At 51.5% G+C, this 21,535-nt stretch carries 16 protein-coding genes; 6 read left to right on the top strand and 10 right to left on the bottom strand.

Going from position 1 to position 21,535, the window contains the following annotated elements; all coding sequences use genetic code 11:
- Positions 1–72: 72 nt before the first annotated feature.
- A complete protein-coding gene (locus tag JI741_RS25175) occupies positions 73–849 on the bottom strand; it encodes a transporter (RefSeq protein ID WP_202014241.1) in 777 nt (258 codons plus the stop codon).
- Between the two features lie 114 nt (positions 850–963).
- Here JI741_RS25175 and JI741_RS25170 point away from each other — a divergent pair, with 114 nt between their 5' ends.
- Positions 964–1,212 carry a hypothetical protein gene (locus JI741_RS25170; RefSeq protein ID WP_202014238.1) on the top strand — a complete coding sequence of 83 codons (249 nt, stop codon included), beginning with the start codon at positions 964–966 and terminating at the stop codon, positions 1,210–1,212.
- A 59-nt stretch (positions 1,213–1,271) separates the two neighbouring features.
- Here JI741_RS25170 and JI741_RS25165 read toward each other — a convergent pair whose 3' ends face one another.
- The 5 genes from JI741_RS25165 to JI741_RS25145 all read right to left on the bottom strand — a co-directional run bounded on the left by JI741_RS25165 (position 1,272) and on the right by JI741_RS25145 (position 9,444).
- Positions 1,272–2,375 carry a histidine kinase dimerization/phospho-acceptor domain-containing protein gene (locus JI741_RS25165; RefSeq protein WP_202014235.1) on the bottom strand — a complete coding sequence of 368 codons (1,104 nt, stop codon included), beginning with the start codon at positions 2,373–2,375 and terminating at the stop codon, positions 1,272–1,274.
- A gap of 78 nt (positions 2,376–2,453) precedes the next feature.
- Positions 2,454–2,648 carry a hypothetical protein gene (locus tag JI741_RS25160; RefSeq protein ID WP_202014233.1) on the bottom strand — a complete coding sequence of 65 codons (195 nt, stop codon included), beginning with the start codon at positions 2,646–2,648 and terminating at the stop codon, positions 2,454–2,456.
- Between the two features lie 73 nt (positions 2,649–2,721).
- On the bottom strand, positions 2,722–4,953 hold the full coding sequence (locus tag JI741_RS25155) for a PAS domain-containing protein (RefSeq protein ID WP_202014231.1): 2,232 nt from the start codon (positions 4,951–4,953) through the stop codon (positions 2,722–2,724).
- 175 nt (positions 4,954–5,128) lie between these two features.
- Positions 5,129–5,881 (bottom strand): LytR/AlgR family response regulator transcription factor, encoded by a 753-nt coding sequence (locus JI741_RS25150; protein ID WP_202014229.1) that lies wholly within the window; start codon positions 5,879–5,881, stop codon positions 5,129–5,131.
- 107 nt (positions 5,882–5,988) lie between these two features.
- Positions 5,989–9,444, bottom strand: coding sequence for a PAS domain S-box protein (locus tag JI741_RS25145; protein WP_202014227.1), 3,456 nt, complete (start codon positions 9,442–9,444; stop codon positions 5,989–5,991).
- Between the two features lie 81 nt (positions 9,445–9,525).
- Here JI741_RS25145 and JI741_RS25140 point away from each other — a divergent pair, with 81 nt between their 5' ends.
- From JI741_RS25140 to JI741_RS25130, 3 genes are all read left to right on the top strand, one after another.
- The gene (locus tag JI741_RS25140) at positions 9,526–10,326 is read left to right on the top strand and encodes an alpha/beta fold hydrolase (protein WP_202014225.1); all 801 of its coding nucleotides are present in this window, start codon (positions 9,526–9,528) and stop codon (positions 10,324–10,326) included.
- Positions 10,327–10,522: 196 nt separating this feature from the next.
- A complete protein-coding gene (locus JI741_RS25135; protein ID WP_202014224.1) occupies positions 10,523–11,101 on the top strand; it encodes a YceI family protein in 579 nt (192 codons plus the stop codon).
- A gap of 47 nt (positions 11,102–11,148) precedes the next feature.
- Positions 11,149–11,595 carry a MarR family winged helix-turn-helix transcriptional regulator gene (locus JI741_RS25130; RefSeq protein WP_202014222.1) on the top strand — a complete coding sequence of 149 codons (447 nt, stop codon included), beginning with the start codon at positions 11,149–11,151 and terminating at the stop codon, positions 11,593–11,595.
- Positions 11,596–11,657: 62 nt separating this feature from the next.
- Here JI741_RS25130 and JI741_RS25125 read toward each other — a convergent pair whose 3' ends face one another.
- Positions 11,658–13,382, bottom strand: a complete 1,725-nt coding sequence (locus JI741_RS25125) for a M3 family oligoendopeptidase (protein WP_202014220.1) — start codon at positions 13,380–13,382, stop codon at positions 11,658–11,660.
- A 229-nt stretch (positions 13,383–13,611) separates the two neighbouring features.
- Complete coding sequence (locus tag JI741_RS25120) at positions 13,612–14,046, bottom strand: tellurite resistance TerB family protein (protein ID WP_202014219.1); 435 nt, start codon at positions 14,044–14,046, stop codon at positions 13,612–13,614.
- A 931-nt stretch (positions 14,047–14,977) separates the two neighbouring features.
- Between JI741_RS25120 and JI741_RS25115 the strand changes: the two genes are divergently transcribed.
- The gene (locus JI741_RS25115; RefSeq protein WP_202014218.1) at positions 14,978–17,566 is read left to right on the top strand and encodes an ATP-binding protein; all 2,589 of its coding nucleotides are present in this window, start codon (positions 14,978–14,980) and stop codon (positions 17,564–17,566) included.
- Here JI741_RS25115 and JI741_RS25110 read toward each other — a convergent pair.
- The gene (locus JI741_RS25110; protein ID WP_202014217.1) at positions 17,563–18,057 is read right to left on the bottom strand and encodes an Lrp/AsnC family transcriptional regulator; all 495 of its coding nucleotides are present in this window, start codon (positions 18,055–18,057) and stop codon (positions 17,563–17,565) included. The two genes, JI741_RS25115 and JI741_RS25110, sit on opposite strands and share 4 nt — an antisense overlap.
- Positions 18,058–18,183: 126 nt before the next feature.
- On the opposite strand from JI741_RS25110, the gene JI741_RS25105 reads away from it, so the two are divergent.
- Positions 18,184–19,557: an MFS transporter gene (locus JI741_RS25105; protein ID WP_202014216.1), complete on the top strand. Its 1,374-nt coding sequence runs from the start codon at positions 18,184–18,186 to the stop codon at positions 19,555–19,557.
- 188 nt (positions 19,558–19,745) lie between these two features.
- On the opposite strand, the gene JI741_RS25100 is transcribed toward JI741_RS25105, so the two are convergent.
- Positions 19,746–21,527 carry a RagB/SusD family nutrient uptake outer membrane protein gene (locus tag JI741_RS25100; RefSeq protein ID WP_202014215.1) on the bottom strand — a complete coding sequence of 594 codons (1,782 nt, stop codon included), beginning with the start codon at positions 21,525–21,527 and terminating at the stop codon, positions 19,746–19,748.
- Between the last annotated feature and the right edge of the window lie 8 nt (positions 21,528–21,535).

Below are 21,535 nucleotides of genomic sequence, written 5' to 3'. Positions count from 1 at the left end.
TCGAAGATATCGTGTTTAGTTCCCGCGTCCTTGGCACAATGAGCAGCCGGGCCGCAGAACTTAGCAAGTGGATTATTTAAATGCTCTGAAGGAAATACCGGTGCTGAGGAAATAATCAGGGGCAACATCGTTCAACCCAATCCCGCCCGAAACATCCCACTGCACGATGGGCGTGAACTTGTAGGTGAGACCGCAGTCGAAACGGTGGTCGGCTTTGTCTTCTTCGGGGAAGAAGCTATACGATTCCACAAACATGCCAACGCGATCCGAAGCTGCGTAGCCCAACGACAGGGTGTAGAGGAACGCCGCATCGGGTGTTTCGCCATTCCACTCGGCACCAAGGTTGTAGCTCAGTGCGAATTTTTCGCTGAGGGTGTGGGCAAACGTGAACCGGAAATCGGCCGCGGTGTAGCTGGGGGTGTATTCCTTCGAGCCGGTTTTCAGGTTGATATGGCCAATGAATGCCGCCGTGGGCCAAAGGCCTTTCTCTTCGGCAAGTTTGATTTTCACACCCAGGGCCAGCGGGCTGAAGCCCTGCACTTTCGACACCGGCGCTTCGGCAACGCGGGCGCGGTTTCCTAAAAATTCTGTAATGAAACGAAGTTCGAAATGATCATTGACACCGTATTTGATGAGCGTGGTATTGTAGGTGAAGTTGGTCATGTCCGTGTCGCCCTGATGGTCTTTCTCGTAGACAAAACCGGTTTCCACCTGCAGGCCACCTTTGGGAACAAGCACAGGGGCTTCCGTTTGGTCAGGACGGTCAGTCACAAGTTCGGGCTTTTCGGTTTGCCCGTGGCTCAGAATCGCGGCTCCCAGAAATGGCAACAATAGAAGAGATTTTCTCATTTGGTTTAAAAGTTTATGAACCAAAACTCTCTCTTATTTTGTTGCCGGCGAATCCAGAATGATTAAGCGGGACCGTTGCGTTAGCAAGTGGGATAAACCAAACGCAGTAGGCGAATGTACATTGCAAACGGTCGAGGTTTAATTTTTGGTGGTGGTGTGGAGCGGTTTTGTGCGGAGCTTGCAGGCTTGGGATGGTGTATAAAAGAAAAAGGCCCTGCGATCGTCTATCACAAGGGCCTTTTGAAATCCTGCAACCTAAACCCTAACCTATGCGCAGGAAAAATTACTGTTGTGGTACAAAGGTGCACCGCTTTTGCCCGGGGCGATAGTGACACTGCGCAGGCGGCGGGTTTGGATGAGTAAGTGGGAGATGTTTTTAGCAGACGGGAGGAATTTTCGGGTCACCGGACAACCCGTCGTTTTCAAAACAGCGGAAGCTGTTGCATGTCTTTCACCGGAATGGAGATGGTGATGCGTTGCTTTTCGGGTGTCAGGAAGTGCACGGTCATCCGGGCGTTCATTTTCCAGGCCACTTTCTGGGCGGCAAAGAAATTGAGAAGACGCGGATAGTGAATCATGTCGGTGTACAGAAACTCCTCCTGACGCATCGCCTTGCGCATGGCATCCTCCACCTCGAACCCGTGGGCTCCGATGGTGATGATCAACTGGCCCTCCTCCACGTTCAGGCGGAAAAAGATCTGGTTGTTCAGCTTGCTCTTGGGCAACGATAAAAGATATAGCAACACATTGGAGAGCAACGACTTCAGCAGGATCTCATTCACACCCATCAAATTTTCACGCGGGGCGGAAAAATGAAATTCCAGAAAGTCGATGAACGCATTTTGTTCGATCACCTTGCGCAGCAGCGTTTCAAACTGGTTGAAGTTGATGCTGTTGCAGGGGGTGTTGTCCTCCTCGTCCGACTGGGCCAGATACACCATGTGGTAGAGGCGCTCGTCCAGTTTGTGGGCGTGGGCATCCAACAATTGGATGATGCGGTCGAGTTCCGTATCGTCTTCGCGTATTTTCAGGAGATTCAGCAGGCCTTGCATGGTGGCCAGCGGGCCGCGCAGATCGTGGGCCGCGCGGTAGATAAATTTGTCGAGCTCGGCTTTCTTCTGCTGAAGCTGCTGGTTGATGAGTTGCACCTCGTCGAGGTTGCGCACTTTCAGAATGATGTGGCCGTTGATGTCGCTGATCAGGCCCAGGTAGAAACCCGATATGCCAACGCTCACGCGACGATTGCCTTTGGTGTAGAAACCTACTTGCTGTTCTTCGAAGAAACCCGACGACAGCGCACGCTTCAACACCATGGCAAGATCTTCTTCACCAGCCACATAGTTGATGGGTTTCAGTCGCAGTTCTTCGTTGGTGAATTCAAGAAAATCCAGAACGTTCTGGCTAATCACCACAATATTGAAATTCAGGTCCACTACCATCGAATCCAAAAAGATGGTGGGCAACTTCTCACGTATGGATTCCTGCGAAATTAATCGCGATGATATATCTGGATCGCTTATGCTCATAGCTACACGTTAAAAGAAGTGCCGGTTCTCCGCTCAGAAAGAACCGGGCACTAACTTTTCCCTAACCTAACCCTAATCTTAGTTTTGTTTTACGCCCCAGTTCCAGGTAAGAATCCACTGGGCAAATTGACTTTGTCGCTGGCTTTGTGTGCCCGACAGAATGCGAAGCACTTCACTTGAAGTCGGCACCGTTACCCACTCCACAGCAACCGAACCCACCGTACCGTTAACATACACCTGGATGGCTGCGTTTTCCAATCTCTTCTTACTCATGGGGATTTGAGTTTAATTGTTTTGTTGATCTGTTTTCTTCACTACTCCCTGTTTGCTGAACAGGCTTCTTTTCTTATGCTACGTGTCGTCTCAACTGGTTTTCCAGTTCGGCGATGCGTGCCTGATATTCTGCTTCCTTGCGGTTGAACTTCTCTTCCTGTTCGGCAATCGCTGTGTTGGCTCTGTCTTTTTCCAATTGTGCGGCTTTCACCGACTGCACGTTTGTGGTAATGTCTTTGGTGAACACACAGGCACCCGAAATTTTTCCTTCGCGGTCATAGAGCGGCAGCGTGGTGATTTCGTAGAACTTGCCAAAATATTCCTGGTTCTCGGTGATGGTTTCGCCCTGCAACACACGGCGATAGTTTTCGCGGGAATGTTCCTGTTGATCGGGATGCGACAACGCAAACACACTCATGCCGGTTTCGACCGTGAGGCCCTGTGCCTGAAATGTTTTTGCGAGGTATTGGTTGAACATCACGATGTTCAACTCCAGATCCACCGTCACGATGGCGTCGTTGTAGGCATTGAGCAGGGCGCTGAGATAGGCTTCCTTGTCCTGCACCAGGCCCAGCACACGTTGCATTTCGTCTTGTGTGGCCGAGAGTTCTTCCATGTTCTGGCGAATCTCTTCTTCCTGCGCTTTCAGCTCTTCGGCTTGTTGTTGTGCTTCTTTCAGCAACGCGTCGGTTTGCTGTTGGAGGCGTGTGGCTTCGGTGATGTCGTGGGCCACGAGGCTGGCACCGATCACTTCGCCTTGCGAGTTTTTCAAAGGCCCGTAGTGCACTTCAAAGTCGCGGCCGAAATAAGATTTGTTTGCCTTGGTCTGCTCGCCTTTGAAGGCGCGGTCGTAGGGTGTTTTGAAAGTCTCCACGTTTCCGGCGCCGGCAAGTGTCAACACGCTCGCGCCTTTCGACAGGTTCACACCATTTTTCCCGAATGTTTCGGTGATCATGCTGTTGGCCAGCACAATGGTGTAGTTCTTGTCTACGGTGAGGATGCTGTCCGACAGTCCGTTCAGCGCGTCGTTGAAGTAGGCGAATTGATTTTTTGATTCTTCCAGCAAGCGCTCGGTTTCCTTTTGCGCCCGGATCAGCAATGTAGCGTCCTTGGCAAAGAGGGCAACCGAAACTATCTCACCCTTCTCGTCGCGGAGGGGACTGTAGCTGGTAACATAATAGGTTTCATGACCTTGGGTTTCATAGCGGTCAGTAACCTCGAAAGTCTCTCCCTTAAACGCTCTATCATAATAGGATTTGTTTTTTACTTTTTGTTCGCCTTGCAAAAGACTCAGCATGTCGAAACCCTTCTCAAGGTCGCCCCCCACGGCGCGGCGGAACGACTTGTTGAAGTTTTGCACGCGATAGCTTCTGTCTACAGTGGCAATGGCGTCGTTCGATGAATCGATGAGTTCGTTCATGTAGCGCTCCTTGCCTTGCACTTCTTTCAACACACGGTGCATTTCTTCCTGTGTGGCCGAAAGCTCTTCCATGTTCTGGCGCATCTCTTCTTCCTGCGACTTCATTTGCTCGGCCTGCACTTGTGTTTCGTGCAACAGCTTCGAGGTGCGGTCGCTCACTTTGGCCGCCGATATGGTGGCTGCGATGCTCTCGCCCAGTTTTTCAACAAACTCGCGTTGATACGATTTGATGGGTTCGAACGAAGCCATCTCCACCACACCAAACACTTTTTCTTCGATCTTCAGGGGCACGATGAGGAGGTTGCGCGGAAGCGCGTCGCCCAGACCCGATGTGATGCGTACAAAGTTTTTGGGAATGTCGGTCATGTAAAGCGTGGCCTGCTCAAGCACCACTTGCCCCACCAGGCCTTCGCCCAACGCGATCCGCTGGTGCATGTGCTTTTTGCGGTCGTAGGCATAGCACGCCGACATTTCTATGAACACGTCCTGTTGATCGTCGTCGTTCACCAGGTAGAGTGCGCCCTGGTTGGCGCCCATGTATTTCACCAGGTGGCGGATGATGTTATCCGACAAGGTGGACAGGTCTTCATTTTTCGAACGGAGGATGTCCACAAATTTGGCAAGTCCTTCGGTGGCCCAGTTGCGTTCCTTCTCTTCCTGCGAGAATTTTTTCATCTGATCGCGCATGCTTTGCAGCGATACGCTGAGGGCATCAACTTCGTTTCCGGCAACTTCCTCCTGCGTATACTGAGCATCCAGGTTTCCACGTTCGATTTCCTTCACGAAAACCGTTGCGGACGAAATCTGCGTTTCCTTGGTTTGCAGCGAGCTTCTGATTTTCTCGAAGGTTGCCTGTTTTACCAAAGTGTAGCGAAGCCTGCTCATAAACGTTTTTTCGTGCCGTGGTTAATTGATACACAAGATTACGTGCGCCAGCCTCAAAAGAGAACATAGAATGAGCAGGTGGGGGTGTTGAGTGAGCGGGCGGACAACGGCTTAAAATTCGATTAAAATACCGGCCATCAGGCACTTGACAGTGCACTCATTGTCAGGGCGTTACTTAGGCATTTCGCACGCCGATCTTGCTGAGGAACGCTTCCTTTTTGCGTTTGGACACATCCAGCGATACGTCGTTGCTGAGGATGACATAGCCTCCTTCGCCTTTCACATATTTTTTGATCGCGTTCAGATTAATGAGGTAGGAATTGTGGATGCGAAAGAAGTTGTGATCAGATAGCAGGTCTTCATATTCCTTCAACGTCTTGCTGACCAGATATTTCTTTCCGTCGCCGGTGTAGATCTGGGTGTAGTTGCTGGAGGCTTCGCAATAGAGAATGTCGTTTGTGCGAATAAAAATGAGTCCTTCCAGCGTGGGCAATGCCAGCTTGTAGTTTTCGGTAGTGCCTACGCGCAGGTTTTGCACCAGCTCGGTGAGGCGGCTCGTGATGTTTCCGTTCACGCGCTTCTCCACTTTGCCCACGGCCTTCTTCAGCTCTTCGATGTCGATGGGTTTCAGCAGGTAGTCGATGGCCGAGAAACGAAACGCTTTGATGGCATATTCGGAATAGGCTGTGGTGAAGATCACTTCGAAGTTGATGTCTTTCACCTTGGTGAGCAGGTCGAATCCGGTTTCGCGTTGCAGCTGAATGTCGAGGAAAACGATGTCGGGTTTGTCGCGTTCAATGGCTTGCATGGCTTCGGAGATGTCCTGGCACAGCGACTTCACTTCCACTCCTTCCACAAAATCATGCAAGAGAATCTGAAGACTTTCACGACTTTTGGATTCATCGTCAACAATTATGGCTTTTAGCATACAGTTCTTAGCGGGGGATCAAAACGTATCATTAAGTCATTAAAGTTCTTCAAGGGTCAAACCTAAGAAAAGACTCGTATTCAAGATATTAAGAAATTACTATTTTCTTACATCCCTATCCAAATCTTTACCCGGGTGCCCGCGGGCTGCCCGCCTTGGAAGAGGTCAATCACTTCATAGGATACCTGCTCGTCCTGGTTCACCAGTTTGAGGCGTTCTTCGGTGAGGACCGTGCCCATGGATTTGTGCTGGGGAAAGTTCTGCTGACGCAACTTGAGGGCCGCCGTACGGCCAATACCGTCGTCTTCGATCTCAAACAGCACCCGGTCGCCGTCTTCCTGCACGCGAATGCACAACCTACCTTTGCCCGCCTTGTTGTAGAGGCCGTGAAGAATGGCGTTCTCCACATACGGCTGAATTAACAGCGACGGGATTTCGATGTTGTCCACGTCCAGGTCGGGGCTCACTTCAAACACACAGTCAAACTTGTCTTCGAAACGCACCAGCTCAAGGTTCACATAGTGCTGCAGCAATTCAATTTCGTCGGCCAGCCTGATCTTGTTTTTCACAGAGTTTGTGAGAATGCCCCGGATCAGCTTCGAAAAGGTCGACAAATAGTTGATGGCGTTGAGCCTGTCGTTTTTGGCGATAAAGAATTGTATGGAGTTGAGGGCGTTGAAGATGAAGTGCGGGTTCATGACCGAGCGCAGGGCCATGAGTTTGAGCTCGCCGATCTTTTTGTTTGCTTCCAGCAGTTCGCGTTCGCGTAGCACCCGGTCGGTGATGTTGCGCGAATAGATGGCTGCACCCACCACGTTCTGGCCTTCGATGATCGGGTTCACGGAATATTGCAGGTAGGCGTTGTTCAGTTCACCTTCGGTCAGCACAATTTCGCCGGCCAGCGCTCGCTTGAAGAGCGAGGTCCAGTAGTCCAGCATTTCGTCGGGCACCTTGTCTTTCGAAATGTCAATCATCTGCTGCCCCACTTCATAGTCCAACCCATACCATTCGCGCATGTAGGTGATGAAATTGTTGTTCACGGCCATCAACCGGAAGTCTTTGTCGACCGACCAGATGCTCATGTCGGAGTTGTTGATGATGGCGTTCATGTTCACCTCGTTTTGCAGAATTTTCCGTTCGGCCAGTCGCCGGTCGGTAATGTCTTCGGCAAACACCGCCACCCCGTCAACGCTGTCGTTGCTGAGGATGGGGCTCAGCGAATATTGAAAGTCGCGGTCGCGGAAACGAGCCTCCACTTTCAACGGTTCGCCCGACAACACTTTCTGACACCACTCCGACCACGAGGCCAACTGCGTTTCGGGAAACGACGTTTTGAAAAACGACCGCACGTCCATGCCCACTTCCAGGTCTGCGCCGTAGGTGCGCTTTATGTGATCTTTCCACGGCTTGTTGAGCGACGTGAGTTGGTATTGACGGTTGATGGACCAGATAAAAAATTCTGTATTGTTGATGGTGGCGTTCAGGTTGGCTTCGCTGGAGATCAGCTTGGCCTCTGCCTCTTTTTTCTCGGTGATGTCGCGCACGATGGTGATGATGTGTCGCTCGCCCGAGAGGTTGATGCGGCTCGATGCCACGGTTCCATAAAACGATTCTCCATTTTTTTTCAGAAACATCGCTTCATAGTAAGCTTCGCCGTGTTTGAAAAGCTCTTCAAAAAACAGCTGGCGCTCATCCAGATTCATCCACAAATTAAATTCTGTCGACGAGCGTCCGATCACTTCTTCGCGTTTGTAGTAGGACACTTCTTCCAGCTTGCTGTTGGCTTCCACCAGCACCATGTCGCGTTCGCGGAAAATGAGCGTGAGGTCAGGGTTGAGGTCGAATGCTTTTTGAAATTTCTCTTCGGCGGCTTTGCGTTCGGAAATGTCCTGGATCACGGAAATAATAAAGGCTTTTCCCTCTATTTCGATACGACTGCTGTTGAGGCGGATCTGGATGCTTCTTCCCTCCTTTCTTCGCCACGCGCATTCCAGCGACACTTCGCCGTGTGTGAAGTATTGCATGTAATAGGCCTGTCGCTCGTGGTCGTTCACAAAGAAGCCAAACTCCATGGCCACTTTGCCAACCACTTCCTGGCGCGTGTAGCCCAGCACATCGAAAATCTTTTCGTTAACGTCCACAATCACGAAGTCTTCTTCGCGCATGATGGTCATGAGGTCGGGATTGTTGCGGAAGGCTTTTGCAAATTTTTCCTCACTCGCTTTGAGGCGCTCTTCCGATTCCTTGAAATAGGTGATGTCGTAGGTCAGGCCCAGCACACGGCGGAAGGTGTCGCCCTCCAGCATGGGGTAGGCCGTGATGCGCACCCATTTTTTATAGCCCAGCGGCGTAACCGTGAGGGCCGTAAGGTCAAAGGGATGATTCTGTTGCTGCAGAATGTTTTGAAACGATTCCTTCACCAGGTGCCCGCTGTTTTCGTCGAACAACCCATAGATTTCATTTAGGCTGTTCACGTTGAAGGAGTGGTCTACGCCAAAGATGTTATACATCTCGTTGGACCAGTACATGGTTTTGGCCTGCACATCATAGTCCCAGCTGCCGATCTTGGCGAGGTGTTGCGATTGGGTGAGGATGAATTCACGCTCGGAGAGCGTTTTCACATTTTCAGAAAGTTGTTCGTTGATCTGACGCAGCTCTTCTTCGGTGCTGGTCAGTTCTTCTTCGCGCAGGGCAAGTTCTTCGTTTAGGTTGCGCTGGTATTGCAGGGCTTCTTCAAGCACGCTCTCACGCTGGCGCTCGCGGGTGATGTCCACCCAGCCGCCCAACGCGCGAACGGCGTTGCCGTTTTCGTCGCGGATGATGGTGGCCTGATCAAGCATGGAGGCATAGCTGCCATCGAGTTTCTTCACGCGGTAAACGTCGACATAGCGCGACGATCCCGAGCTGAGCACGTCGTCAAAATATTTGTCCACGCGGTCGCGGTCGTCTTCGTGAAGGGAGTTCTTCCAGTCTCCCAATACATAGCCAACCCGGTTCAGTCCAAATTCGTCCAGGGCTTTGCTGCCGGCATACCACGACAGGTTTCCGGTGGCCACGTCGAGGTCCCACATGGCGGCGTTTGAAATTTCGGAGATGAGTTTGAAGCGTTCGCGTTCGGTTTCCAGGTTGCGCAGCGTGTCCTCCAGCATTTGTTGACGGCTGCGCTGGTCACTGATGTCTTTCCACGCCCCGATCACCTTATAGGCGCGGCCATCGGCATGGCGCAGAAACTTCATCGTGTCTTCAATGTAGAAGTATTGGGCTTTGTAGCCCCGATAGCGATAGGTGTGCTTGAACTTCAGCACGTTTTTGTCGGCCAGCGCTTTTGCAAACGCCGCGGTGGCCTGGGTTGCGTCGTCGGGATGGATGCCCTGCAACCAGAAGTCCTGGGGCACCTCATCCGGTATGTTGTATTTCCTCCGATTTTCATCCGAGGCGATCCATGTGCCCGCACCGGTGTTTATGTCTTTCATCCAAATGGCTTCGGATGTGATGTCGAAAATGGAGGCAAAAAATTCCGGTCCAAGCTCTCCCTTTAAAAATTGCTCCTGAAAAGTATTCACAGCCTTTAAATTACAAAAAAATAAATCCCGGTTTAGGATAGAGCCTGCGGCACCGTTAACATTTTTCACGATTATTACAGCATGACGTCGGCGTTTTTCCCCTACGAAACCACAACCCTGCATTACACGGTGTCGGGTCATGGACCGGAACCGCTACTCCTCTTCCACGGTTTCGGCCAGGATCACCGCGCGTTTGCCACGCACCTCGAAGTGCTGGCGTCTCACTACACCGTTTATGCGTTCGATCTTTATTTCCATGGCCAGAGCAAGTGGGGGTTGGGCGAACAGCCGCTGACAAAACCGTATTGGAAAAAAATTCTGCAGGCGTTTCTGGATCAGCAACGGCTCACCCGTTTTTCGTTGGGAGGCTTTAGCCTGGGGGGCAAATTTGTGCTGGCCACACTGGAAGCGTTTCCCGAAAAAATCAACGCCGTGTTTCTCATGGCGCCCGACGGCGTAAAAACCAGTTTCTGGTATAGCCTCGCCACATACCCGGTTATGTTCCGCAGGTTCTTTAAAAGCATGATTGTGCATCCGTCGCGATTCACCACGCTGACCCGCACATTCCTTACCCTGGGCGTTGTTGACAAAGGGCTGCTGCGTTTTGCCGAGCATCAGATGAACACGCCCGAAAAACGACAACAGGTCTATTGCTCGTGGGTTGTGTTTCGCGATCTTCGGTTTAACCTTCGTCACATTGCGTCGCTGGTGAACACACATAACATTTCGTTCACTCTCACGTCTGGTAAATACGACAAAGTGATTCGGCCGGCAAACATGCACCGGCTGCTGCGGCATGTAAAGACCCACCGTTTCGAAGTGCTGGAGTGTGGACATAACGCGCTGGTGCGCGAGAGTATTCATTACTTTCTGCGGGCGTAGAACGACCGGCCGTAGCTTCGGGCTCATACTTTTTCAGTTGAACTTGGTCGTCCAAATTTAGCATGCGGTTTCGCACCAGTCAAAAAGATAATCCCTGACAATCAATTCATTACAAAATAAAAAGTACTTGTTTAAACAAATACCTTCGCGTTTTGTTTATGTTTGTATTACCAACAAAAAATTAGACAAGACACGTATGAAAAAAATCAACACACTCTTCGCGCTTTTGCTGTTTGCTACGGCTGGCGTGTTTGCACAAACCACATGGAACCTCGACAAAAACCATTCGAACGTTCAGTTCAACGTTACGCACATGGTGGTGTCGGAAGTGAATGGAAGCTTTAAAGATTTTTCGGGCGTTGTGAAAAGCAAAACCGAAGATTTCAACGGTGCCGATGTTGAGTTCACCGCCAAGGTGGCTTCGGTCAACACCGACAACGAAAAAAGAGATGGCCACTTGAAGTCGGACGACTTCTTCGCCGCTGAAAAATTCCCTGAAGTAAAATTCAAAGGCACCCTCGTGAAAGAAGGTGGCAAGTATGTTTTGAAGGGCAACCTGACCCTGCGCGACGTGACCAAACCCGTAACATTCGACGTTACGTATGGTGGCACCGTTGACACTGGCAATGGCGTGAAAGCCGGGTTCAAACTGAATGGCAAAATCAACCGTCTGGACTATGGCCTGAAGTGGAGCAACAAACTCTCGAATGGCGAAATGGTAGTAGGCGACCAGGTTGAAATCGTCTGCAAAATTGAATTGAACAAAGCCGCATAAGTTTTTTAAAAACGACCCCTGCACAAACAGGGGTCGTTTCTCTTTTTATGAAGATCGAAGACGAAATCAAACAGAAGAAATTTCTCAACGCACACCAGAAGGCAGTCATCAACCTGCTCTACACCGTCAATTGGCTGCAAGGCAAACACCAGCATCTGTTCAAGTCTTTCAACATCACCCCGCAGCAATTCAACATCCTTCGCATTCTGAAAGGCCAACATCCCAACAGCATTTCGGCCACCGAAATCAAATCGCGTATGCTCGACCGCAATTCGGACGTATCGCGTTTGCTCGACCGACTTGTGTCTAAAAATGTGATTGTGCGAAAAGCCTGCCCCACCGACAAGCGCGCGTCTGACGTGAACCTCACCGACGCCGGTCTGGAACTGCTGCGCACCATCGACAAAAAACAAAGTGAGCTAGACAACATCCTCAGCCTCTCCGACGAAGAGGCCCTGCAACTCAGCAACCTGCTGGATAAAAGCAGAGGATAACGCAAAGCTCTTTCTTCACGTTATCCTCTATTGATTTCGACTGTGTTCCTGTAACGCGAGGCCTATACTTTGGCCAGTTCTTCGCGCACAAAATCCATCAGTTCTTTTATGTATTCGCGGCTGAAGTTGAATTCGATGCCGGCGGCTTTATAGATCTCGGGTATGCTGCGCAGATAACCCAGCTTCAACGCGTTCTGATAGCCCGCCAAGCCCTTCTCCGGATTCTTTCTGAAATTGCGCCACACCGCAATGGCACCCAGTTGGGCCATGCCATATTCGATGTAGTAGAACGGCACTTCATACAAGTGCAATTGTTTTTGCCACAGATAATCTTTCACCGGTTGCAGTCCAGACCAGTCTGTTGCCGTGTCGGCGAAGCGGTCGAAGATGGCGTTCCATTCGGCCGTGCGCTGCGCGGGTGTGTGGTTGGGGTTGGTGTAGAGCCAATGTTGGTAGCGGTCTATGGTGGCTACCCAGGGCAAGGTCTCGATAATGTCTTCGAGGTGTTCGCGTTTGGCGCGCTTCAGCTCGGCAGGGTCGGTAAAAAAAACATCCCAGTGATCGAGCGAGATCAGCTCCATGGACATGGAAGCAAGCTCGGCCACTTCCGACGGTGTTGACTTGAAGTCGTTCAGCTCCAGGTCGCGTGTCAGAAAATTATGAACCGCGTGGCCTCCTTCGTGCAGAATGGTGACCATGTCGCGAAGGGTTGATGTGGCGTTCATGAAAATGAAGGGCACGCCAATTTCCGCGAGAGGATAGTTATAGCCGCCCGGCGCTTTTCCTTTTCTCGATTCCAGATCAAGATGCCCCATGGCTTTCATGATGGACAGGCATTGGCCCAGAAACGGATCAAGGCGATGAAACACTTCTATAGTCTTGTCGGTCAGTTCCTGGCTGCTGGTGAATGGCTTCAGCGCTTCGCGTCCTTCGGGATCGACAGCTTTGTCCCACGGGCGAAGCTGCGATACCTTCAGTGCGGCTTTGCGTTCCTGTGAAAACGTGTTGAGGATGGGCACCACCTGATGTTGAATGGCGTCGTGAAAGTCGAAGCAATCCTGGGGCGTGTAGTCGAACCGTCCCAACGATTTGAACATGTAGTCTCTGAAGTTGGCGAAGCCTGCATTTTCTGCCACGCGATGGCGCAAGTTCACCAGGGTGGAAAACAAACTGTCGAGGGCGTCTTTGTCTTTGAGACGGCGGTCGGCAATTTTATGATAGACTTCTTCGCGCACCGCGCGGTCGGTCGACATAAGGTAGACCGAAGCTTGTTGCAGCGTCAGTTCCTTGCCGTCTACCTGCACCGTCATGGCGCCATTGAGCTGGGCGTACTTCTGTGTTTCGATGTTGATCTCCGTGTAGAGCGGCACGTTGGCGTCGCGAAAGATTTCGATTTCTTTTTTGAGGCTGCGGATCATGATGTCGTAGCCTTCGGTGTGCGCCAGCTCATCGAGGAAGGGTGAGGCGGCGGCTTTTTTGTTGAGCTTGTCCGACACCGGGGCCACAAGTGGCTGTATGTTTTCTACGAAGTCTTGATAGTGTTTGCGGTATTCTTCGTTGTCGGTGTAGCACGTCATGCGGATATAGCGCCAGGCCATGTCTTCGCTGATGACGGACTCGAGTTCGCTGCGGTCGAGGAACCACGTCTTAAGGGCTTGCGCGGTGTTGAGCGGTCTTTCCAGAAGGTTATCGAAGAGCGGTTTGAGCACATCCCAGGATGTGACTTTAAAATCTTCGCCGAGAAATTTTCGTTTGGGGCGTTTTGGTATTTCCAGTGTTTGAGCCATACGTGCGATCTGTGAAAAAAGTGTGTATTGTGTCAGGCTGTTGCCACAAAGCAACAACCATTCTATTCCGAAAGGTTCGAAAATAGTAAAACTGTATAACACTTGCGAACCGGCAGCACAGGGCAGGGAAATGGCGCAATGCGGATGACGACAAACCAATGTCCGATAACTCACTTCACTTGCATGGCCGACAACGTGGACCCACCGGAATGCGGTGGGGCCGAAATGACTATTCGTGATGCGCTGTGACGGCGCAAACTTCGTCTACAAAATCGCGCCACACCAGGGCACCGGGGGTTCCGTTGCTAAACAGGTCCATCAGTTCGTCCATCACTTCGGCAGGCAAGTGGAACGACACCAGCAAGTTTCGGATAAACAAGATTTCGTTTTCATTCACCTGACGGTCAACGTATACCAGCTCCATGAGGTCGTAGAGCATGTTCATGCGGTTGGCCATCGATTCGGGCAAAAACACGGTGTGTGCGCTTTTGTCTTCGATGAGTTCGTCGATTTGCCAAACCTTCAGGCCGCGGCGCACGCCGATTTTGGTGATGAGTGCTTTTTCTTCCGATTCCAGATGGCCATCGGCCGAAGCCAGGACAATGAGGTTGCGGAGGTAGTTGCGTTTGAAGCTGGAGCGTTGGTGTTCAAAGAAGCTGGTCATGATTTCTAATGTTCTTGCTGATGTACTTATCAAAATCATTCCAATCCGCTTGGGGGTACGTGGGATTTCGGTAATGTATGAAAAACAGCGAATTACGCATATTTTGATTGCAACCGTTGGCAACCAATGCAGGGCAAATGTCTCATTTCCATATTTCGAATCTCAATTCTGGAATTACCTGAACCATTGCCCTGGTCAGAAACTTGTGTTGCGGTGCTTAATCGATCGTTATTTGTTCGAATCCGCTTCGAATCCGCTTCGAGTGTTCTTCGAATGTTGTTCGACACCGCTTCGACAGAGGTTCGACAGAGGTTCGACACCGCTTCGACAGAGCTTCGAATGACACACTGCAAAAACGACCCTGGACCGCAGAATGATCCCCCCTAAACATTCCCAGTTTTGCATGGCCTTAATGGTCCCCAATACCGGCGTTAAAACATTCAATCACAGGCTTGCCAACGATATTTCGTTGGGCCAACGATATTTCGTCGGCACGCCCTCAAAAAAACCTATCGAACGAGGCGTTAGCGACAGCTGTGGCTCGCTTCTTCGATGCTCATTTTCCAAAAGTAAATCGATAAACTTACATCTACACGCCGGAGTAACTCGATGGAGATTCCGAGCGTGATCATGGTATTCTGCTTGCCGAAGGATTTGATGCCGCCGGAACTCCAGGCGGAAAACCGATGGCGGCACCATTATCCCGGAAGACCTTACATCTCTAAAACGCCTCGTTTCCGGAAAAACGAAAATGCCTTGGTTCTTGGTATGGCGATTGACAATGGCGGAGGAATTCATCCTTTGCACACTAAAACTCCTCGCCATGAAGACCCATCAAACAACCGGAATTTTCGCTTTGTGGGCAACATGTTGTCGGTTCGGCAGGCAACTGCTAACCCTTTCCCCCACCCCTCTACAGCGGATCTGCGTTTTGATCGCCTTCTTCTCGATAGCACCCGGCGCCAAATCGCAAGACCGGATTGTAGACAGTCTTTCGGCGCTGATTCCGTGGCAACACAACCTGGAACTCACGCAGACCTATCTGGAAATGGCGTTTCGTCATAACAATCTTTCGCATGTGGAGCTGGCTTTGACGTATTGTGCGAAAGCCGATTCGATGGCGGAAAGCAATGGTTACGAAAAAGAAAACCTTCGGGCATCCATCCTATTGGCGCGGCTGTATATGCTTTCGGAAAAACTTGACCTGGCCGAAAAGAAAATTCAGTCGGCCTTGCAGAAAGCAAGAAAACGTGATGCTGTTCCCCAACAGCTGCAAGCGTTGCGCGTGTGGGGCATGATTGAAGAAAGAAAAAACAACCACGTGAAAGCATCGATGATCATGGACGAGGCCATTGCACTGGCTCGAAAAGCGAACGATCATAACAATCTGTTGATTCTGCTCACGACCAAAGGGGTGTATCTTTACAGCAACAAGCAGTACGATAAATTCAACGCGCCGATGGAAGAGGCGGTACAGCTTGCCGGAAAATATCCCACCAGTAGCTACAGTGAAACCTTGTATGGCACCTATTCACAGATTCTCTTGGAAATGGGTGACCTGGAACGCGCGGATCTGCTTAACGAGAAAGCCTTTCAATACGCAAAAGCCGATGGCAACATGGCCCACATGCGAAGTTATCGCAGCACGAGCATCATCATTTATCATGCCTTGGGCAAATACCCGGAGAGCATTGCCGCTGCGCGCGAGACCATTCGGTGGGCACGGCAACTGAAAGACACCACGAAAGTTATCAGTTCTCAGTTGAACCTGGCAAACGTGTTTCGTTCCATGGGCCACTTCAGGGAAAATTTCCAGTTGCTCGATTCCACATATGCCCTGCATCACCAAATGAAAGAACCTTCCCCGCAGGTAGAAGCCTATTTGCTCCGCCATTTTGCCCATCTCTACAGTGAGGTTGAAGATTATCCGCGATCCATTCAATCACTGAAACAAGGGCTTCGTTTGCTAGACATACCCGCCAATGGTTTTGAGGTGAACCGTTCCACCTTTCTACGGGGCATTGCCACGGCCTATAAAAAATTGGGACAGCTTGATTCTGCCTTCTTCTACAATTCCGTGGCCCTGCGCGAAAAATTGATGCCGCTCTACCGTGAGACACTACTGGTGCAACGGAGCGATCTGTTTTTGCAAGCCGACCAGATCGATAGCGCCCGCGTTTATATGGACCAGGTTCACCAGGCTTTGCAACTCAGAAATGCCGCTATCCTCAAGGGCTTTCATCCCGAAAATGCTATCGCTGTTGTGGAGCGAAGCAACTACCTGGTGTTCGACTACTACCGGGTGGCCGGGAGCCTGGAAAAGCAACGTGGCCACTACGACAAGGCCATTTCATTTTTCGAGACGGGATTGAAACTGGGCGACTTCTGGGATGCCTACTCGATCGAACCCCTGCTCTATCCGTGCTACCAGGCCGTGGGCCGAACAGAAGATGCCTTGAATTCGCTGCAACGGTATCTGTTGCTAAAAGATTCTGTGACACACTCCGAGATGGCCTATGCGCAAAGCGAAGCACTGGCACGATTCAGGACGCTGGAGAAAGAACATGAGAACGCCATGCTGCAACTGGACAAACATCAACAGACAGACACCATTGAAAGGCAGAAGAATATCATTCTCTTTGGTGTTGGGGGAATTGCGTTGCTGGCGTTGTCGACCGGAATTGCATTTTATAACTACCGCCAGAAGCAAGCCGCCAACGTGGTGTTGAAGCAACAGCACGACGAGATTGTTTTGCAAAAACAAAAGACAGACGATGCGTTTCAGGAGTTGAAAGAAACCGAGTCGCAATTGATTCACGCCGAAAAAATGGCGGGGCTTGGCCAACTCATTGCGGGCATTGCACACGAAATAAACAACCCGCTCAATTTTGTCGTGAACGGCGCCGAAGGCATCAAGTCCAACCTGGAGGCTGTGCGCAACGGCGACGACTCGCACGAAACCCTTGCCGAAGTGGAATTGCTGTCGAACACCATTCGCACCGGCAGCCTGCGCATGCGCGCCATTGTAGAGAGTCTTCTCAAAATTTCGCACGACAACACGGAAACCATTGGCAATGTGAACCTGGTGGAGAACATTGAGCTCGCGCTGGTGCTGATTCAAACTTCGGTGAAAACACGCGACGTCAAAATCGCCGTGCACGTGGAAGGGTCGCCCATCATTCTCGGCAACTCGGGCGAAATCAACCAGGCCATGGTGAACCTGCTCACCAATGCCGTACAAGCCATTCCTGACGCCGGGCGGGTCGACATTTCGGTGACGGAATATGGTGACGAGAGCACAACCGAAATTATTGTGCGCGACACGGGCACCGGCATTGCTCCGCACCATCTGCCTAAAATATTCGATCCCTTCTTCACGACCAAGGCGGTGGGCCAGGGCACAGGACTTGGCTTGCCCATCACCATGAAGATCATTCAAAAACACGGCGGCACGCTCACGGTGCGCACCGGTGTGGGCGAAGGAACGGAGTTTGTGATACGCCTGCCGCGGGGATATTAGATGATCTCGTGCGTTTCTTTGATGGTATCCATAATGAAGATGCTTTTGGTCTGCCCGATGCCTTTCACTTCGCTCAGCACATTCACATAGAAGCTATGATAGTCGGCCATGCTTTCGGCTACGATCTTGAGCATGAAGTCGAAGTCGCCCGACACGTTGTAGCATTCCACAATCTCCTTGAATTTCAGAATGGCCTCGATGAATACTTTACCGGCTTTGCGGCTGTGTTCAGACAGGGAGACATAACAAATCACCTTGATGCCTTTGTTGACGTGGCGCGGGTCGAGCAGGGCCACATACTGGCGGATCACGCCATCGGTCTCCATCCGTTTGATGCGTTCGTGCACCGGCGTTGGACTGAGGTGGACCTGGGCAGCAATCTCACGCACCGTCAGTTTAGCGTTGCCCTGCAACAGGCGCAGAATTTCATAGTCTTTTTTGTCCAGCACTGCAGCACTGGTCGGTTGTTCTTTCGGGGACGGCTTTGGCATAGCGAAACAGTGTGTTTGTTCTTACAAAGAACACATTTATGGACGTTTGTTCCAATTTTTTATCTATTCTATTCATTCGTTTCATAATCGCGTAGAATTGCAGGAACAAAGCACTAAAACAAACCCATGCAACAGCACAAAAACCTTATTCTAATGGTGGCGTCGACGGCCGTCTTCTTTGAGGCGCTCGACATTGCCATTGTGAACCTGGCGGCGCCCATCATTCAGCGCGACCTGGTCCTGAGTGCAAACAGTATTCAGTGGCTTCAAACGCTCTACCTCATTCCGTATGGTGGCTTTCTTATTCTGGGTGGCAAACTGGCCGATACCTATGGACGCAAGCGTATGTTTTTGTGCGGCGGTTTCATTTTCATGCTCACCTCATTGTGTGCCGGGCTTTCAACTTCATACGAGGTTTTACTTTTCTTTCGCATGGTGCAGGGTGTGGGTGCTGCGTTGATCATGCCGGCCGCGCTGTCTATCATTTCATTCACGTTTCAGGAGCCGGCAGCACGGGGCAAAGCGATGGGCATCTTCAGTGCGTTTGCCGCGGTGGGATCAGGACTGGGTATGTCGGTAGGTGGACTGGTGGCCACGTTTCTGGGTTGGCCCTGGGTGTTCTTCATCAACGTCCCCGTGATCGCCTCCACGCTATGGCTGGGCTACAGGTTCATGGACAACGATGATGTGAAAGAAAACGATGCCCGGCCCGATATTTTGTCGGCGGCCTGTCTCACGGGCAGCATCGTGCTGTTGTCGGCATTCATTCACCTGGCGGGCGACCTTCGTCAGCATGTGGCGCTGTCGCTCATCATGCTGGTGTCGTTTGGCATCACGCTTGGCATTTTCATTCTGCGAAGCACTTCATCCAAAAATCCGCTCATCAATTTTTCGGCGATGCTCAATTCGTCCACCAGATTGGCCGTGGGTGTGTTTGTGCTGCTGGGGGCTTTCTTCAACGGCTATTTGTTTGTGATCTCCATCATTCTTCAAAACAGTCTGCACTATAGCGCGGCCCACGCGGGGCTTCTGCTTTTTCCTTTTGGTCTGGTGTCGATGGTGGTTTCCAAATATGCGTTGCCGTTGTTGCTTCACCGGTTCAACATGCACGCCATTGGCATGCTGGGATTGGTGAGCATGGTGGCCGGGGCGGCGGCGCTGTTGTTCTTTTTCCAGGGTGACTATAATTTTATGTTCTTGCTCATGGCCATACTGTGCATCTCGGGTGTGGGCATGGCGATTTGCATTCCCAGCCTCATGGTGCTCACTGTTCAGCACGTGCGCGACGAGCATCATGGTGTTGCGTCAAGCCTCGGCACCACGGCCTATTTTCTGGGTGGCGGTCTGGGCCTTTCTGTCCTCACGCTGTTCGCACCAACCGAAACCGGCTCGGCGCAGGTGACCTCCACGGTGATTGTAGTGTTGGGTTTGTTTGCCGTGGCCGGACTGCTCTGGATGTTGACCCGTGTGAAAATAATATCGCTGCGTTCACAATTCTAAGTGGAACGAGTTAAAGACTTTTTGGCTTTGCGTGTCATTCTGCTTCGGCAAATAACTCGCGATTCCAAAGACAAACCGAAACAAACTACCCGTAACGTTTCGGCATCAAACTAAAAAAGGAGAGCAGACGGCTCTCCTTTTTTGTTGTTCAACATTTTTAATTATTCAGTATTAATCCTCAGCGCCAATCAATACCCCCCGTTCTGAGGATACTTCTTATCGCCGGCCGTGGGGTCGACTGAACCGTCAATCTGGGGCTGGGGAATGGGGCGAAGCACGTGGAAGTCTTTGATGCCCGGGGCTGCCTGGGCGTTGAAGGCTTTCACGCGGTCGAGCAGCTTGCCTGTGCGTGCGAGGTCGAACCATCGCATTTGTTCGCCACACAATTCGCGTGCGCGTTCGTCGAGGATGTAGTCGATGCCGGTGGCCGTCAGGTCAGCTTCTGTGTTGGCCGTTATGGCGGCAATGGCGCCGACATTCGCGGCAGCGCGTGTACGCACCACGTTGATGAGGTTGGCTGCATCGTTGATCTGGCCCAGTTTGTAGGCTGCTTCGGCGGCTATGAGGTAAGTCTCTGCGAAACGATAGACGATGAAGGGCCGCACCGACGTGATGTTGGGGTCGTTGTTGGGACGGCCTTGGGTGGCGTCAAACTTTTTCAGCGTGGGATAGAATTTATTCTGGCCGTTCACTTCCGTGGGCAGAAACACGCGGTATCCTTTTTTATCTTTCAGCGGCGTGAACTTGCCTTCCAGGTTTTTGGGAACCATGAAGGCCGCGGTGTCGCCGAGTGCAAACTTCGGTTGCCCGATTTTTCCGGCCGAAACATTTCCGGCGTCCACGTCGGCTTGTGTCCAGGTGGGAATGGTGCCGGCGGTGTTGGCGATCCATACGGTTTGAAACGATTTGTTGTAGCGCGAATCGTTCACCTTGTCTGCAAAGGCGTTGTCCAGCAGCCATGGCGTTGGTTTGTAGCGCACAAAGGGGCGGCCGTTGGTGACATCGCGCACCATGCCGGGCAAGTCGATGTAGCGACAGCGGAAAAGGAAAAGGCTCACGTTCTGGCGCACGCCGTCGTCGCCTTGCGCGCCGTTGGCCACGTTGTTATTGTATTGTGTATTGTCGATCCAGTCTACCTGAAAGAGCACTTCCTTGCTGTATTCATTTCCCTGCCGGTGCACGTCGGCATAGTCGGGCAAGAGATCCACGCCATAGGTTGTTTTGTTGTCGATGAGTTGTTTCGCGACCTGGTAGGCATTTTGAAAATCGTTTGCCTGAGCCTGGGCCGACCATCCACGCGTGAGATAAGCTTTTGCGAGCAGGTGCAGTGCGCTGGCTTTCCACACACGTCCCTGGGCAGCCGGTCTGTCGGGCAGGTTCTTCGAAGCTTCTGTGGCATCGTCGATGATGGCGGTATAAACTTCGGCCACCGATGAGCGACTGGCAATGTTAGAAGGTGTGGCATTAAACTTTAGCGGCCCTGATCCGAGGTCGAGGGTGACGGGGCCAAATGTCTGTAGCAATATGAAATACCATTGCGCTCTTAAAAACTTGGCTTCTGCCAGCAAGAGGGTTTTCTGCGCGTCGGTGAGCGCTGTTGATTTCTGTGCATACTCAATCACGCCGTTGCAGGTGTTGATGGCGGGATAGGCGCGGTTCCATGGTCCGGACACATCGCCGTTGCTGGAGTTGATGCCGGTGTAGATATTCAGCGGCGGGTTGTTCAGCTCCGACCCGTGTGTGAACTCGTCGGTTCCAAACACCGAAAGGTTCATGCCGCCTTGTGTGCCGTAATAAAATCTGAAATACGAATAGGCGGCCGTCAAGCCGGAGGTAACGCCTTGCGCAGTTTGAAAATAGTCGGGGGTCAACCGGTCTTTCGGATGTTCTTCCAGCACCTGATTGCACGACGATGCCAGCACGAACAGGGCAACGAAGAGTGTGGTGTATAGTTTGAATTGTGTTTTCATACAGTTGA

The organism is Chryseolinea lacunae (genome assembly GCF_016735595.1).
GTDB lineage: Bacteria > Bacteroidota > Bacteroidia > Cytophagales > Cyclobacteriaceae > Chryseolinea > Chryseolinea lacunae.
This window is presented reverse-complemented; position numbering and strand designations above follow the sequence as displayed.

Coding starts and splice junctions, on each gene's coding strand:
- JI741_RS25140 (WP_202014225.1), top strand. CDS start 9,526: ATGACGTCGGCGTTTTTCCCCTACGAAACCACAACCCTGCATTACACG.
- JI741_RS25125 (WP_202014220.1), bottom strand. CDS start 13,382: ATGGCTCAAACACTGGAAATACCAAAACGCCCCAAACGAAAATTTCTC.
- JI741_RS25120 (WP_202014219.1), bottom strand. CDS start 14,046: ATGACCAGCTTCTTTGAACACCAACGCTCCAGCTTCAAACGCAACTAC.
- JI741_RS25105 (WP_202014216.1), top strand. CDS start 18,184: ATGCAACAGCACAAAAACCTTATTCTAATGGTGGCGTCGACGGCCGTC.
- JI741_RS25155 (WP_202014231.1), bottom strand. CDS start 4,953: ATGAGCAGGCTTCGCTACACTTTGGTAAAACAGGCAACCTTCGAGAAA.
- JI741_RS25130 (WP_202014222.1), top strand. CDS start 11,149: ATGAAGATCGAAGACGAAATCAAACAGAAGAAATTTCTCAACGCACAC.
- JI741_RS25135 (WP_202014224.1), top strand. CDS start 10,523: ATGAAAAAAATCAACACACTCTTCGCGCTTTTGCTGTTTGCTACGGCT.
- JI741_RS25100 (WP_202014215.1), bottom strand. CDS start 21,527: ATGAAAACACAATTCAAACTATACACCACACTCTTCGTTGCCCTGTTC.
- JI741_RS25110 (WP_202014217.1), bottom strand. CDS start 18,057: ATGCCAAAGCCGTCCCCGAAAGAACAACCGACCAGTGCTGCAGTGCTG.
- JI741_RS25175 (WP_202014241.1), bottom strand. CDS start 849: ATGAGAAAATCTCTTCTATTGTTGCCATTTCTGGGAGCCGCGATTCTG.
- JI741_RS25160 (WP_202014233.1), bottom strand. CDS start 2,648: ATGAGTAAGAAGAGATTGGAAAACGCAGCCATCCAGGTGTATGTTAAC.
- JI741_RS25165 (WP_202014235.1), bottom strand. CDS start 2,375: ATGAGCATAAGCGATCCAGATATATCATCGCGATTAATTTCGCAGGAA.
- JI741_RS25150 (WP_202014229.1), bottom strand. CDS start 5,881: ATGCTAAAAGCCATAATTGTTGACGATGAATCCAAAAGTCGTGAAAGT.
- JI741_RS25170 (WP_202014238.1), top strand. CDS start 964: ATGTACATTGCAAACGGTCGAGGTTTAATTTTTGGTGGTGGTGTGGAG.